Origin of the sequence: Mycobacterium sp. 360MFTsu5.1, from assembly GCF_000383495.1 — a bacterium.
In the GTDB taxonomy this organism is placed as follows: domain Bacteria; phylum Actinomycetota; class Actinomycetes; order Mycobacteriales; family Mycobacteriaceae; genus Mycobacterium; species Mycobacterium mucogenicum_B.
The window spans coordinates 1-14,790 of record NZ_KB911467.1 but is presented as its reverse complement, the minus strand read 5'-3'; the positions used below and the strand labels follow the sequence as shown (position 1 = coordinate 14,790).

Annotated in this window: 15 protein-coding genes; 12 read left to right on the top strand and 3 right to left on the bottom strand. The window is 69.1% G+C overall.

What is annotated here, in order from left to right:
* Positions 1 to 17: 17 nt before the first annotated feature.
* Both H289_RS30560 and H289_RS0114935 read right to left on the bottom strand, forming a co-directional pair.
* Positions 18 to 1,595, bottom strand: a complete 1,578-nt coding sequence (locus H289_RS30560) for an MFS transporter (RefSeq protein WP_020101607.1) — start codon at positions 1,593 to 1,595, stop codon at positions 18 to 20.
* Entirely contained in the window at positions 1,595 to 2,311 is a 717-nt protein-coding gene (locus tag H289_RS0114935) for an LppX_LprAFG lipoprotein (protein WP_029105259.1), read from the bottom strand. The genes H289_RS30560 and H289_RS0114935 overlap by 1 nt, the downstream gene beginning before the upstream one ends.
* Positions 2,312 to 2,391: 80 nt before the next feature.
* Between H289_RS0114935 and H289_RS0114930 the strand changes: the two genes are divergently transcribed.
* The 4 genes from H289_RS0114930 (at position 2,392) to H289_RS0114915 (ending at position 5,315) form a co-directional block, all read left to right on the top strand.
* The gene (locus H289_RS0114930; RefSeq protein ID WP_020101605.1) at positions 2,392 to 3,000 is read left to right on the top strand and encodes a riboflavin synthase; all 609 of its coding nucleotides are present in this window, start codon (positions 2,392 to 2,394) and stop codon (positions 2,998 to 3,000) included.
* A gap of 118 nt (positions 3,001 to 3,118) precedes the next feature.
* Complete coding sequence (locus H289_RS0114925; protein WP_029105258.1) at positions 3,119 to 4,378, top strand: bifunctional 3,4-dihydroxy-2-butanone-4-phosphate synthase/GTP cyclohydrolase II; 1,260 nt, start codon at positions 3,119 to 3,121, stop codon at positions 4,376 to 4,378.
* Positions 4,375 to 4,848, top strand: a complete 474-nt coding sequence (gene ribH, locus H289_RS0114920; RefSeq protein ID WP_020101603.1) for a 6,7-dimethyl-8-ribityllumazine synthase — start codon at positions 4,375 to 4,377, stop codon at positions 4,846 to 4,848. The genes H289_RS0114925 and ribH overlap by 4 nt, the downstream gene beginning before the upstream one ends.
* Positions 4,845 to 5,315 (top strand): PH domain-containing protein, encoded by a 471-nt coding sequence (locus H289_RS0114915; protein WP_020101602.1) that lies wholly within the window; start codon positions 4,845 to 4,847, stop codon positions 5,313 to 5,315. Before ribH ends, H289_RS0114915 begins: the two co-directional genes overlap by 4 nt.
* On the opposite strand, the gene H289_RS0114910 is transcribed toward H289_RS0114915, so the two are convergent.
* A complete protein-coding gene (locus tag H289_RS0114910) occupies positions 5,290 to 5,784 on the bottom strand; it encodes a GNAT family N-acetyltransferase (protein ID WP_029105257.1) in 495 nt (164 codons plus the stop codon). The two genes, H289_RS0114915 and H289_RS0114910, sit on opposite strands and share 26 nt — an antisense overlap.
* Positions 5,785 to 5,818: 34 nt before the next feature.
* Here H289_RS0114910 and H289_RS0114905 point away from each other — a divergent pair, with 34 nt between their 5' ends.
* The 8 genes from H289_RS0114905 to H289_RS0114870 all read left to right on the top strand — a co-directional run.
* Positions 5,819 to 6,550 carry a hypothetical protein gene (locus tag H289_RS0114905; protein ID WP_020101600.1) on the top strand — a complete coding sequence of 244 codons (732 nt, stop codon included), beginning with the start codon at positions 5,819 to 5,821 and terminating at the stop codon, positions 6,548 to 6,550.
* Positions 6,547 to 7,878, top strand: a complete 1,332-nt coding sequence (locus H289_RS0114900) for a MurL-like N-terminal domain-containing (protein ID WP_020101599.1) — start codon at positions 6,547 to 6,549, stop codon at positions 7,876 to 7,878. The genes H289_RS0114905 and H289_RS0114900 overlap by 4 nt, the downstream gene beginning before the upstream one ends.
* Positions 7,875 to 9,188: a UDP-N-acetylmuramoyl-L-alanine--D-glutamate ligase gene (gene murD / locus H289_RS0114895; protein ID WP_020101598.1), complete on the top strand. Its 1,314-nt coding sequence runs from the start codon at positions 7,875 to 7,877 to the stop codon at positions 9,186 to 9,188. Before H289_RS0114900 ends, murD begins: the two co-directional genes overlap by 4 nt.
* 9 nt (positions 9,189 to 9,197) lie before the next feature.
* Positions 9,198 to 11,195 (top strand): excinuclease ABC subunit UvrC, encoded by a 1,998-nt coding sequence (gene uvrC / locus H289_RS0114890; RefSeq protein ID WP_020101597.1) that lies wholly within the window; start codon positions 9,198 to 9,200, stop codon positions 11,193 to 11,195.
* Positions 11,196 to 11,226: 31 nt separating this feature from the next.
* Positions 11,227 to 12,132 carry an RNase adapter RapZ gene (rapZ, locus tag H289_RS0114885; RefSeq protein WP_020101596.1) on the top strand — a complete coding sequence of 302 codons (906 nt, stop codon included), beginning with the start codon at positions 11,227 to 11,229 and terminating at the stop codon, positions 12,130 to 12,132.
* Positions 12,129 to 13,202, top strand: coding sequence for a gluconeogenesis factor YvcK family protein (locus tag H289_RS0114880; RefSeq protein WP_020101595.1), 1,074 nt, complete (start codon positions 12,129 to 12,131; stop codon positions 13,200 to 13,202). Before rapZ ends, H289_RS0114880 begins: the two co-directional genes overlap by 4 nt.
* Complete coding sequence (whiA, locus tag H289_RS0114875; RefSeq protein WP_029105256.1) at positions 13,199 to 14,176, top strand: DNA-binding protein WhiA; 978 nt, start codon at positions 13,199 to 13,201, stop codon at positions 14,174 to 14,176. Before H289_RS0114880 ends, whiA begins: the two co-directional genes overlap by 4 nt.
* A 153-nt stretch (positions 14,177 to 14,329) precedes the next feature.
* On the top strand, positions 14,330 to 14,790 hold a 461-nt coding region (locus tag H289_RS0114870), incomplete at its 3' end, for a glyceraldehyde 3-phosphate dehydrogenase NAD-binding domain-containing protein (protein WP_020101593.1).

Here is a 14,790-nt window from a genome sequence, read left to right as displayed (position 1 = left end):
TCCGTTGTCGTTACGGCCTACGCCACCGGCGCGGGATCGACCTCGGGAGCCGTTTCGGGCTCCTCGGCCTGCTCGTGGCGACCGGCGATCAGCAGACCGGCCAGCGCGCCCACCACACACACGACGGCGGTGATCAGGAAGATCGAGCTGTACTGCATGGTGTAGGCAGTCCTGGTATTACGCGTGATCTGCTCCGCGGCCTCGGCAAGGCTGCCGCCCTTCACCGGCGGCATCGAGGCCAGCGCCTGCTGGACCTTGTACAGGCCATATGCCGTCAGTGCCGCCATACCGATGAGCATGCCGATCATGCGGGACACGACGACCGCCGCCGAGGCGATGCCGTGCTGCGCCGTCGGGACAACCCGGAGCGTCGCCGACGTCAGCGGTCCGATGACCAGACCCAAGCCAAGGCCGGCGATGATCAGGTCGGTCGGCAGCGTAGGCAGCGTCACGATCCCCAGGTCGTGGCTCGCCGAGAGCACATCCATGTCCCAGTGCGACACCAGCAGGTATGCGCCCCCCGCGATGAGCAGACCGACGAAGGCGACGATCCGGTCGCCGACCCGGGTGGCAACCCAGCCGCCGACCAGGGCGCCGACGGGCAGCGCACCTAGGAACCACGCCAGCTTGAAGATCGCGTGCGCCTGATCGATGCCGAGCACGCCACGGCTGAACAGCTCGACGTTCACCAGCGTGACCATCAGCGCCGCACCCGCGCACAGCGACGACGCCAGGCCCGCCAGGAACGGCCGGAAGTGCACGCCCACCGGGTCGATCAGTTTGGTGCGGGCGATCTTCTCCCACACGAAGAACGCGACCGCGACGACCACGGCGGCGATCAGCAACGGTGGCCCGTTTTCCGGGAGCACCTGCTTGCCGTCCGGGTTGGGGTTGTACAGACCCCACGTCGCCAGTCCGAGCGCGACGGCCAGCAGCACGCCGCCGAGGACGTCGATCTTCTCCGGCGTCTCGGTTTCCACACGCGACGGCAGGCTGAAGTGGATCATCACCATGGCCGCCAGGGTCAGCGGCACGTTGATCCAGAAGACGTCCCGCCAGTCGTGCAGCAGCCACACCACGGCCACGCCGTACAGCGGGCCCAGCACGCTGCCCAGCTCCTGCGCGGCACCGATGCCGCCCAGCACCCCGGCGCGGTTGCGCGCGGCCCACAGATCGGCGGCCAGCGCGAGCGTCACCGGCAGCAGCGCGCCACTGGCGACGCCCTGGATGGTCCGGCCGACGATCAGCTGGATCAGCGGCTCGACCATCTCGTTCGCCGGGGCGAACATGCCGGCCACCGCGGTGACGATCGAGCCGACCGCGAACAGGGCCAGGCTCGCCTGGAGCACCAGCTTGCGGCCGAACCGGTCGGAGGCCCGGCCCAGCAGCGGCATCGCCGCGATGTAGCCCAGCAGGTACCACGTGACCACGGGCGTGACCTGCTGGATCTTGTTGATCGGGATGCCGATCCCGTCCGGCGGGTCCTTCATCATGTCGGTCATGATCGTCACGACGACATAGGTGTCGAGCGCGCCGAGCAGGACCGCGAGACTGCCCGCGGCGATGGCGACGTGGCGGTTGCTACCCCCGGCCATTACTGAACGTCGGGCTTGTTGACGGTGACCGGCTTACCCCAGTCGGTCAGCGTCATCTGCAGGTTGTTGCCCGGGCTGGTCTCCAGCTGCGCCTGCGCCAGCTGGTGGTTGCCACCCTCTTCGATCCAGGCGGTGCCCGGCAGCGAGCTGGTGACCTTGAGCTGCGGGGCGATCTTGTTGACCGCCTCGGCGCTGACGGTGCCGGTGACCTTCACGGTCTTCACGCCATTGATGTCCTCGCGGCCCACGGCCTTGGCATCGGTGAAGTTGTCCAGGATGTTGGCCAGGCCGGTCTCCGGGCGCAGGATCGCCGAGATGTCGTAGATGGCGTCGGCGGGGCCGAAGTCGGACAGCGGGCCACCGGACGACAGCGAGGCGTACAGGTGGTTGTCGTAGACGACGAACGGGGCGTCCTGGACGCCCATGCCGCCCACCGACAGGTTGGCCTTGCCCTGGCCGGCGACGGCCGGGGTCAGCGTCATGTCGCCGGTGAGCTTGGTGACCGTCAGCTTGGCGATCTTGCCGTTGACCGTCAGGACCAGGTGCACGCTCTGCTGGCCGCGGGTGGTGTCGGCGGACTGCTTGAGCAGCGCCGCGGCGTCGGGCAGCGGCGCCGAGGGGGCCTCGGACTTCGAGCATCCGGAGACCAGGAGCACCCCGGCCATCACGGTGGAGAGTAGGGAAACAAGCATGGCGGAGCGTTTGCGCGTCTGCATGTCCTGCATCGTAATAGGTGCGCCCGACTAACAAGTTGCCTCGATCGGCCCGCCGGACGCCGATGACTAGGCTGAGGTCCATGTTCACCGGCATTGTCGAAGAGCTCGGCGAGATCGTCAGCAAGGAACAACTGGCCGACGCGGCGCGGTTCGTCATCCGCGGCCCGTTGGTCACCACCGATGCCGGGCACGGTGACTCGATCGCGGTGAACGGCGTCTGCCTGACGGTTGTGGAGGTGTTGCCCGACGGCGCGTTCTCCGCCGACGTGATGGCCGAGACCCTCAACCGGTCCAGCCTCGCCGGCGTCGAGGTCGGCGGCCGGGTGAACCTGGAGCGCGCCGCGGCGATCAACAGCCGGCTCGGCGGGCACATCGTGCAGGGCCACGTGGACGGCACCGGCACTGTGTTGTCGCGCACACCGTCCGAGCACTGGGAGGTCGTGCGCATCGCGCTGCCGCCGCAGCTGGCCCGGTACGTGGTCGAGAAGGGCTCGATCACGGTCGACGGGGTGTCGCTGACGGTGTCCGGCCTGGGCCGTGACGAGCAGGGCGACTGGTTCGAGATCTCTCTGATTCCAACCACGTTGCAGCTGACGACGCTGGGCCGTGCCCCGGTGGGGACCACCGTGAACCTGGAAGTCGACGTCATCGCCAAATACGTCGAGCGGCTGCTCACCCCGGCGCAGTAGCGCCCGGTCCTACCCTGTCCGCTGAGCGGACCGGCGGGAGTAAGTCGGCCGGTACCAGTGGTTCATACTGGTAGGTGATCAACATGGCCCTGATGTGGCCACGGCAAGGGTGGTGGAGATGACGAGGCTTGATTCCGTCGAGCGGGCGATTGCCGATATCGCGGCGGGCAAGGCTGTTGTCGTCATTGACGACGAAGATCGCGAGAACGAAGGCGATCTGATCTTCGCCGCGGAGAAGGCGACGCCGGAACTGGTGGCCTTCATGGTCCGCTACACCTCGGGCTACCTGTGTGTGCCGCTCGACGGCGCGATCTGCGACAAGCTGGGCCTGCTGCCGATGTACGCGGTGAACCAGGACAAGCACGGCACCGCCTATACCGTCACGGTGGACGCGAAAAAGGGTGTGGGAACCGGTATTTCGGCTTCCGACCGGGCAAAGACCATGCAGGCCTTGGCTGATCCGGATGCCGTTGCGGACGATTTCACCAAGCCCGGACACGTAGTTCCGTTGCGCGCCAAGGACGGTGGCGTACTGCGCCGCCCCGGCCACACCGAGGCCGCCGTCGACCTGGCCCGGCTGGCCGGTCTGCAGCCCGCCGGCGCGATCTGCGAGATCGTCAGCCAGAAGGACGAGGGCTCCATGGCCCAGACCGACGAGCTGCGCGTGTTCGCCGACGACCACGACCTGGCGCTGATCTCCATCGCCGACCTCATCGAGTGGCGCCGCAAGCACGAGAAGCACATCGAGCGCGTCGCCGAGGCCCGCATCCCGACCCGGCACGGCGAGTTCCGGGCCGTGGGCTACACCAGCATGTACGAGGACGTCGAGCACGTGGCGCTGGTGCGCGGCGATGTCTCCCCGGAGAACGGCGACGACGTGCTGGTGCGCGTGCACTCCGAGTGCCTGACCGGTGACGTGTTCGGCTCCCGGCGCTGCGATTGCGGCCCCCAGCTCGACGCCGCCATGGAGATGGTGGCCAACGAGGGCCGTGGCGTGGTGCTGTACATGCGCGGCCACGAGGGCCGCGGCATCGGCCTGCTGCACAAGCTGCAGGCCTACCAGCTGCAGGATGCCGGCGCCGACACCGTCGATGCCAACCTCGAGCTCGGCCTGCCCGCCGATGCCCGCGACTACGGCATCGGCGCGCAGATCCTGGTCGACCTCGGCATCCGCTCCATGCGGCTGCTGACCAACAACCCGGCCAAGCGTGTCGGCCTGGACGGCTACGGGCTGCACATCATCGAGCGTGTGCCGCTGCCCATCGGCCCCAACGCCGACAACATCCGGTACCTGATGACCAAGCGGGACCGGATGGGCCACGACCTCATCGGCCTCGACGATTTCGCCGGTGACGCAACAGACGGAGAAGGTAAATGAGTGGTGTCGGTGTGCCGGACATGCCGGCGCTCGACGCGTCCGGGATCAAGCTGGCCATCGTCGCCAGCACGTGGCACACCAAGATCTGTGACGCGCTGCTCGACGGCGCCCTCCGGGTCGCCACCGCATCGGGCATCGCCGAGCCGACCGTGGTCCGCGTGCTCGGTGCCATCGAAATCCCGGTCGTGGCACAGGAATTGGCCAAGAACCATGACACGGTGATCGCACTGGGCGTCGTGATCCGCGGCGGCACACCGCATTTCGACTATGTGTGTGACGCCGTCACGCAGGGTCTGACGCGGGTGTCGCTCGACGAGTCGACACCGGTCGCCAACGGTGTGCTGACGGTCAACACCGAAGAGCAGGCCATCGACCGCGCCGGCCTGCCCGGATCGGCGGAGGACAAGGGTGAGCAGGCCGCATCGGCGGCGCTTGCCACCGCGATCACCCTGCGCGACCTGCGCGGATGACTGCAGAAGCCTGGGACCTGGAGGTCCGGCCGCAGCGCGTGAAATACGTCGCGTACGCGGCGGCCGCCGTCATCATCGTCGTGCACGTCACGGTGGGGGCGCTGCTGAAGATCGGTGCCACCGGGGTGATCTTCCAGACCGCCGACCAGGTGTCCATGGCGCTGCTCGGGGTCATCCTGGCCGGTGCGGTGCTGCTGCCGACCCGGTCCCGGCTGCGAGTCGGGCCGGCCGGCATCGTCGTCCGTAACGTGTTGAGCGACAAGACCATTGCCTGGTCCGACATCGTCGGGGTGTCGTTCCCGCTGGGCGCCCGATGGGCGCGGGTGGACCTGCCCGACGACGAGTACGTCCCGATCATGGCCATCCAGACCGTCGACAAGGCCCGGGCCGTCGACGCGATGGACCGCCTTCGGGAGCTGGTCGCGAAATACCGCCCGGACCTCAGTTCAGCGTCAAAGACATCGTGAGTTCGTCCACCGGGCCCGGGCTTCGGGAACCCTCGGCCGGGTCGGCCGTGGCGACGAACCCGAAGGCGCGGTAGACCGCGAGCGCGGCGGCGTTGTCGCGGTGCACCCGCAGCGTCACGGTGCGCGCGCCGAGGCCGCGGCCCCAGTCGATGGCCGCGGTCAACAGGGTGCGGGCGACCCCGCGGCCGCGGACGACCGGATCGGTCCACAGCGAGTAGAGGTACACCGAGCTCGGGCTGGCCCGATGCGCCGCGATCAGGCCCACCAGCTGGTCCTCCTGAGCCACGGCGAACTGGGCGTGCGCGCGCAGCCGCCGGCGCCACTGTGTCCCGGTGAAGCTCATCTCGTTGCGGTATTCGGCATCGTCGGTGCCCGCGGAATCGGCCAGCGCGCGCAGCCGCAGCGCCGAGAACATCCGCCAGTCGGCTTCGGTGAGCCGGATCACCCCCACCTGGGTGCTCCCTCCCATGGGATAGAATTTGCTGATAGTGACCGATTTTCGCATGCCTTCGCCGCCCGACGCCGTGGCGATCGCACCCGCCGAACTGGTCGGCCGCCTTGGTGCGTACCCGACGGTGACCGTGCCGATCTACCAGGGCCGGACCGTCGACACCGCGTGGCTCTGGCAGCACCTCGCCGAACCCGCCGACTACTTCGGGCTGACCATGCCTGCTCACGCTGATCTGGACGCCGCGCTGGCTCCGTTGTCAGCCGGGCCGGGACTGATCGCCGCGACCGTCACGATCACCGACGGCGGCCGGTACGCGGTGACGGGCACGCCGTTGCAGGTCCACGCCGCCGAGCCGGTCCGGATCGGCCGGCGGGACGGCGACTGGACCCCACCGGCCGCGACGGACGAGCTGTGGCTGCGCATGGCGGCCCGGACGACCAGCCTGGGCACCGTGGACCTGCTGCTGCGCCGGCTCGCCGAACAGGGCTGCGTGGACGGCATCGCACCCGGCCCCGACGTCACGCCGGCCGTGGTCGGCGCGCTGGTACTCGACATCGGTGCCGAGCTGGTCGGCGTCGAGAACACCGAACCGGTCTCGATCCTCGAGCAACTGCAGGCCTGCGGTGTGGTGCGCGCCCTGCCGCGGCGCGCCGCCGTGCCCGTCGAGCAGGTGCGGCGCGCCTGGTGGATCTCGCCGCAATACCGCACGCACCCCGTTGCACAACTCGGCGATCACGCCGTTCCCGTTGATCCCGCCCATCCGCCGTTCCTGGAGCAGCTGTGACCAAACCTTTTGTCCCACAGTCCTACAAGTCGTTCCGCATCGACGGCTACGACATCGAGGGCGGCGTCTTCCGCGGGCGCTACACCATGTGCGGGGCCGACTCCGCCGACGATGTGAGCTTCGCCGAGACCGTCGATTTCGGGGACACCCTGGGCGGTGGCCGGCCCGACGACCGGCTGCTGCGCCTGCTGACGCTGACCTGCTCGCTGAGCTATTACAAGGCGGCCGCGCCGCCGCAGATCGAAATCGCCTTCCCGACTTACGATTTCGAACGCGACTATCTGCGGCAGGTGCTGGCCGGCGGCCTGGGTGAGTACGCCTACCGCAACAACCTGCCCGGCGCACTGAGCCCGGAGATCACCGGCGACCGTGCGGATATCGGCGAGCCGCAGCCCGACACCTGGAACCCCGACGCGGCGCCGCTGGTGCCGGTCGGCGGCGGCAAGGACTCGGTGGTGACCATCGAGGCGCTCGCGCCGCTGCGGCCGGTGTTGTTCAACGTCAACAAGTTCGACCCGATCGACCGGTGTGTCGAGATCAGCGGGCTGCCGCACGTGCGCGTCATGCGGACCATCGACCGCACGCTCATCGAGGTCAACGCCGCCGGCGCCTACAACGGGCACATCCCGGTCACCGCGATCAACAGCATCATCGGTTTGATCGTGGCCGACGCCAACGGCCTGGGCCCGGTCGTGCTGTCCAACGAACGCTCGTCCAATGTCGGCAATGTCGAATGGATGGGCCAGGACATCAACCACCAGTGGTCCAAGAGCGTCACCTACGAGACGCTGTTGCGCGACACCCTCGCCGCGTACGGACTGAACCCGGACCGGTACTTCTCGCTGCTGCGCGGTCTGTCGGAGTCGCAGATCGCCGACCGGTTCGCCGCCAGCCCGCAGTATTTCCGTGCGTTCATCAGCTGTAACCGGCCGTTCGCGCTCGACGCCGGCCGCCGCGGCGCCACCTGGTGCGGACACTGCCCGAAGTGCCAGTTCGTCTTCGTGTTGATGGCACCGCGGCTGGGCCGCGCCGAGGTCGAGGCGATCTTCGGGCGAAACCTGTTCGAGGACAACGACAGCCGTGCCGAGTTCGAGGACATCCTCGGGGTGGGCGCGCACAAGCCGTTCGAGTGCGTCGGTGAGTACTACGAGGCCGCCGAGTCGATGCTGACGATCCTCGACGACGAGGCCTGGGCCGGGCTGCCGCTGGTCGAGCAGTTCCGCAGTGCACGAGTCGATCTGGCGCGCGTCGCCGCCGACCACGACGACAGCCCGGCGGTGCAGTACGTGCCCGAGCGTTACCGAGCCGCCCTGGACGCTCGGCCATGACGGCACAGCGCCCGCAACTCACGGGTGTCGCCGTCGGCATCTGGGGTTTCGGCAAGGAGGGCCAGTCGCTGGCCCGGACCGCGGCGGCGGCGGGCGCGGCGCGGATCGACGCCGTCGACGACGCCGGCCGCGGCACCCTGGACGCCCCGACGGACATCGCCAACCTGAACCTGTGGCGCGGCGCCGAACACCTGACCCGGCTGGCGGACTCCGACGTGGTGTTCCTCAGCCCCGGAATACCTTGGCACCAGCCAGTTTTCGCCGAGTTGCGCGCCGGCGGCGCCACACTGTCCAGTGCCGCCGACTGGTACCTGCGCCGCTACGCCGCGCAGACCGTCGGCGTCACCGGGACCAAGGGCAAGAGCACGACGGCGTCGTTCCTGTCGCACCTGCTGTGCCGGCTCGGCGCGGACGCCGTGGTGGCGGGCAACATCGGCACTCCGCTCTCGGATCTGGAGCCGGGGCCGGACGCCGTCGTGGTCGCCGAGCTGTCCAGCCAGCAGTGCGCACTGGTGACGGCGTCACCGCGGATCTCGGTGATCACCAACCTCTTCGAGGATCACCTGGACTGGCACGGCGACATCGACGCCTACCACGGCGCGAAGGCCAACATCTTCGCCTGCGGCGGCGAGGTGCTGATCACGACGCCGCAGGTGCTCGCCGCGCTCGAACGCCTCGGCATCGCGCTGCCGCCAGTGGTGCGCACCGTCGACCCGGCGGACGTGACGCGTCCCGAAGGCGACTACGTCATGGCCTACGAGCACAACGTCGTCAACGGCGCCCTGGCTGCCGCCGCGGCGGCGGAGGTGCTCGGCCGCCCGGTGACCGAAGACGAATTCCTCGGCGCGGTAACGACATTCGAGGCCCTGCCGCACCGGCTTCAGGTCGTGCGCCGTACCGGGGACGTGCGGTGGATCGACGACACCCTGGCCACCACCGGGGAGAGCGTGGTCGCCGCCCTGCGCTCGATGCGGCCCGACGACCGGGTGGCGCTCATCGTCGGTGGCATGGACCGTCAGCTCGACTACGACCAGATCGACGACTATCTGCTCTCGGGTGCACGTGACGTTCACCTCATCCAGGGGCCGACCAACGGGACCGCGATCGGCCGCCGCTTCGCCGCGGCGCGGCCCGCGTCGGTGCACCCCGTCGACAGTCTGCAGGCGGCGGTGCAGGTCGCGGCCGCCGTGCCGGGGGTGACGGCCGTGCTGCTGTCGCCGGGCGCGGCGAGTTACGACCTGTACGCGAACTACGTGGCCAAGGCCGCGGCGTTCTGCGAGCTCATCGATGCTGTCAGCCCGTCGAACTAACCTGTAACAGTGCCTGATCCATCGACGTACCGGCCTGCGCCCGGGACCATCCCGCTGGAACCGGGGGTGTACCGGTTCCGGGATCCGCACGGTCGGGTCATCTACGTCGGCAAGGCCAAGAGCCTGCGCAGCCGGCTGAACTCGTACTTCGCCGACCTGTCGGCCCTCGCGCCGCGGACCCGGCAGATGGTGACCACGGCCGGCAGCGTCGAGTGGACGGTCGTCACGACCGAAGTCGAAGCGCTGCAACTGGAATACAACTGGATCAAGGAATTCGATCCGCGGTTCAACATCCGATACCGCGACGACAAGTCGTACCCCGTGCTGGCCGTCACCCTGGGCGAGGAGTACCCGCGGCTGTTCGTCTACCGCGGCCCGCGGCGCAAGGGCGTCCGGTACTTCGGCCCGTACTCGCACGCCTGGGCCATCCGCGAGACGCTGGATCTGCTCACCCGGGTGTTCCCGGCGCGCACCTGCTCGAACGGAGTGTTCAAGCGGCACAACCAGATCGGGCGGCCCTGTCTCTTGGGCTACATCGACAAGTGCTCGGCGCCGTGCGTCGGCCGCGTGACCGCGGCCGAGCACCGCAAGATCGTCGAGGACTTCTGTGACTTCCTCGCCGGCAAGACCGACCGGCTGGCGCGGGACATGGAACAGCAGATGGCCGAGGCCGCCGAGGAACTGGAGTTCGAGCGGGCGGCGCGGCTGCGGGACAACATCTCGGCACTCAAGCGGGCGCTGGAGAAGCAGGCCGTGGTGCTCGGTGACGGTACCGACGCCGACGTGGTGGCCTTCGCCGACGACGATCTGGAAGCCGCCGTGCAGGTGTTCCACGTCCGGGGCGGCCGGGTCCGCGGTCAGCGCGGTTGGGTCATCGAGAAGTCCGGCGAGCCGGGGGAGTCCGGTGAGGACTATCTGGTGAGCCAGTTCCTCACACAGTTCTACGGCGATCAGGCCGAACTGCGCGGCACCGGCCCGACCGACGAGACCACCAACCCGGTGCCGAAAGAGGTTCTGGTGCCGGTACTTCCGGACAACGCCGGCGAACTCGCCGACTGGCTGTCCGGCCTGCGGGGCTCGCGGGTGCAGCTGCGCGTGGCGCAGCGCGGCGACAAGCGCGCCCTCGCCGACACCGTGCAACGCAACGCGCAGGACGCGCTGGCGCAGCACAAGCTCAAGCGCGCCGGTGACTTCAACGCCAGATCGGAAGCACTGCAGAGCATTCAGGATTCGCTGGAGTTGGACGACGCGCCGCTGCGCATCGAGTGCGTCGACATCAGCCACGTGCAGGGCACCGACGTGGTGGCCTCGCTGGTGGTGTTCGAGGACGGGTTGCCGCGCAAGTCCGACTACCGGCACTATGCGATCCGGGAGGCTGCCGGTGACGGCCGGTCCGACGACGTCGCGTCCATCGCCGAGGTCACCCGCCGGCGCTTCGCGCGCCACGTCGCCGACACCCAGGTGCCGGCAGACCCCGAAACCACCGAAACCCCGGCGCGGCCAAAGCGATTCGCGTATCCACCCAACCTGTTCGTGGTCGACGGCGGCGCGCCGCAGGTCAACGCGGCGGCCGCGGTGCTCGACGAACTGGGCGTCACCGATGTGGCGGTCATCGGGCTGGCCAAGCGTCTGGAAGAGGTGTGGGTGCCCGAGCAGCCGGACCCGTTGATCATGCCGCGCAACAGCGAGGGCTTGTACCTGCTGCAGCGGGTGCGCGACGAAGCCCACCGGTTCGCCATCAGCTATCACCGCAGCAAACGGTCGAAGCGGATGACGGCGTCGGTGCTCGACGCGATCCCGGGCCTCGGTGAGCACCGGCGCAAGGCCTTGGTCACCCACTTCGGTTCGGTGGCACGGTTGAAGGAGGCCGGCGTCGACGAACTGACGGCTGTGCCGGGCATCGGGGCGGCGACGGCGCAGGCGGTGGTCGATGCGCTGCGCTCTGATTCCCAGCCGGAACCGGGGGCGGCGCCGACCGATATCGGCAATGATCGGACAGAGCAGTGAGCGCGCAGCACCAGCGGATGAGCAGCGGGGGATGGACGAAGTCGTGACGGACGATCAGATGGACGGTGCTGCCGGTGAGATCGACGTGGTTCTGGTCACGGGTCTGTCCGGTGCCGGGCGCGGCACCGCGGCCAAGGTGCTCGAGGATCTCGGCTGGTACGTCGCCGACAACCTGCCCCCGGAGCTGATCACCCGGATGGTCGAGCTGGGTCTGGCCGCCGGATCGCGCATCACCAAGCTGGCCGTGGTGATGGACGTGCGGTCGCGCGGCTTCACGGGCGACCTGGATTTCGTTCGCCGTGAATTGGCGACCCGCAGCGTCTTCCCGCGGGTGCTGTTCCTGGAGGCATCCGACGACATCCTGGTGCGCCGCTACGAACAGAACCGGCGCAGTCACCCGCTGCAGGGCAACCAGACACTCGCGGAAGGCATTGCCGCCGAACGGAGATTGCTGGAGTCCGTGCGTGCCACGGCCGACCTGATCATCGACACCTCGACGCTGCCGGTACCGGCGCTGCGGGCCGGCATCGAACGCGCCTTCAGTGGGGAGGCTGTCGCCGGGACGAGCGTGACGGTCGAGAGTTTCGGCTATAAATATGGTCTGCCGATGGACGCCGACACCGTGATGGATGTCCGATTCCTGCCGAATCCGCATTGGGTCGACGAGTTGCGGCCCCACACCGGGCAGCATCCGGCGGTTCGCGACTACGTGCTGGGACAAGAGGGCGCCGCCGAGTTCCTGGACACCTACCATCGGCTGCTGGGGGTTGTGATCGACGGCTATCGCAGGGAGGGGAAGCGCTACATGACCGTGGCCATCGGCTGCACCGGCGGCAAGCATCGCAGTGTGGCGATCGCCGAAGCGCTGGCCAACCGGCTGCGTGGTGGCGACCACCTGACCGTGCGCGTGCTGCACCGGGATCTGGGGCGCGAATGACGGAAGATCGGGCTCCCGCACGCATCGTGGCGCTCGGCGGCGGGCACGGCCTGTACGCGACGCTGTCCGCGGCGCGCCGGCTGACGCCGCACGTCACCGCCGTCGTCACCGTCGCCGACGACGGCGGTTCGTCGGGCCGGCTGCGCTCCGAACTGGACATCGTGCCGCCGGGTGATCTGCGAATGGCGTTGGCGGCCTTGGCATCCGACAGTCCGCACGGGCAGTTGTGGGCCACCATCATCCAGCACCGCTTCAACGGCAGCGGTGCGCTGGCCGGGCATCCGATCGGCAATCTCCTGCTCGCCGGCCTCAACGAGGTACTGGCCGACCCGGTCGCCGCGCTCGACGAGCTGGGCCGGATCCTGGGGGTCAAGGGCCGCGTGCTGCCGATGTGTCCCATCGCGTTGCAGATCGAGGCCGACGTGTCGGGGCTCGAGGCCGATCCGCGGATGAGCCGCGTGATCCGTGGTCAGGTCGCGGTCGCGACAACTCCCGGCAAGGTGCGCCGGGTGCGGCTGCTGCCGGGCGATCCGCCGGCCACCCGGCAGGCTGTCGACGCCATCATGTCGGCCGACCTCGTGGTGCTCGGTCCGGGCTCGTGGTTCAGCAGTGTGATCCCGCATGTGCTGGTGCCCCAGCTGCTGGCCGCGCTGCAGGCGACCGAGGCGCGCCGGGCCCTGGTGCTCAACCTCGCCGCCGAGCCGGGGGAGACCGCCGGGTTCTCCGCCGAACGTCACGTGCACGTGCTGTCGCAGCATGCGCCGGGCCTGACGGTGCACGACATCATCGTCGACGCTGCGAGTGTCCCCAGTGAGCGGGAACGCGACCAACTGCGCCGGGCGGCGTCGTTTCTCGAGGCTCAGGTCGAGTTTGCTGACGTATCCCGACCTGGTACACCTTTACATGACCCGGCACGGCTTGCGGCTGCTCTGGAGCGGGTGCGTCTCAATGGCAGCGCACCGGCCCGGCCCGCATACGAGCCATCTACTCCCGCCGCTCGGTCGGCCGACGGATTACTCCGTCAGCAGCCGGCCCCTGAAGGACCAAGAGGTGACGATTCGTGGCGATGACTTCGGAAGTGAAGGACGAGCTGAGCCGGCTGGTCGTCAACTCGGTGACCGCTCGCCGGGCCGAGGTGGCGTCGCTGCTGCGGTTCGCCGGCGGCCTGCACATCGTGGCCGGACGCGTCGTCGTCGAGGCCGAGGTCGACCTGGGCAGCATCGCCCGGCGGCTGCGCAAGGACATCTACGACCTGTACGGCTACAACGCCGTCGTGCACGTGCTGTCGGCCAGCGGCATCCGCAAGAGCACCCGGTACGTGGTGCGCGTCGCGCAGGACGGTGAGGCGCTCGCGCGTCAGACCGGACTGCTCGATCTGCGTGGCCGGCCCGTGCGCGGCTTGCCGGCCCAGGTGGTCGGCGGCAGCGTCGGCGACGCCGAAGCGGCGTGGCGCGGCGCGTTCCTGGCGCACGGTTCGCTGACCGAGCCCGGTCGGTCGTCGGCGCTGGAGGTCAGTTGCCCGGGACCGGAGGCGGCGCTGGCGCTGGTCGGTGCGGCCCGGCGACTCGGGGTCAGCGCCAAGGCGCGCGAGGTCCGCGGCAGCGACCGCGTGGTGGTGCGCGACGGCGAGGCCATCGGCGCGTTGCTGACCCGCATGGGCGCCCAGGACACCCGGCTCAATTGGGAAGAGCGACGGATGCGCCGCGAGGTGCGTGCCACTGCCAACCGGCTGGCCAACTTCGACGACGCGAACCTGCGCCGGTCCGCGCGGGCGGCGGTCGCGGCCGCGGCGCGCGTCGAGCGGGCGCTCGACATCCTCGGTGACACGGTGCCCGACCACCTGTCGGCCGCGGGCCGGCTGCGCGTCGAGCACCGGCAGGCCTCGCTCGAGGAACTGGGCCGGCTCGCCGACCCGCCGATGACGAAAGATGCTGTGGCAGGCCGTATTCGGCGCCTGCTGTCGATGGCCGACCGCAAGGCCAAGCTGGAAGGTATTCCGGACACCGAGTCCGCTGTCACCCCGGACCTGCTCGACGACGCCTAGCGCAAGTCCCCCTACCCGCCGGACAGGCGGCGTGCGCGACGCGCGACGCGCGGGGCGCGCGTCGCGTACTGCACGTGGAGTTCGTCACAGCACTAGGCTGGCTGAGGATTCACCGCATGACCTGTCCAGGATTACCGGCGAGGGAGTACAGCAGTGACTATTCGGATCGGCGTCAACGGTTTCGGGCGTATCGGGCGTAACTTCTTCCGGGCCCTGGATGCGCAAAAAGCAGCGGGCAAGAACGCCGATCTGGAGATCGTCGCGGTCAATGACCTGACTTCCACCGATGCGTTGGCGCATCTGTTGAAGTTCGATTCGATCCTGGGCCGGTTGCCCTATGACGTGCGCGCGGACGGGGACACCCTGATCGTGGGTGAGACCAAGATCAAGGCGCTGGCGGTCAAGGAGGGTCCGGCGGCGCTGCCGTGGGGGGATCTGGGGGTGGACATCGTGGTGGAGTCGACCGGGATTTTCACCGACGCGGCCAAAGCCCGCGGGCATCTGGAGGCCGGGGCCAAGAAGGTGGTCATCTCGGCGCCGGCGACCGGTGAGGACATCACCATCGTGATGGGTGTCAACGACGACAAGTACGACGGCAGCCAGAACATCATCTC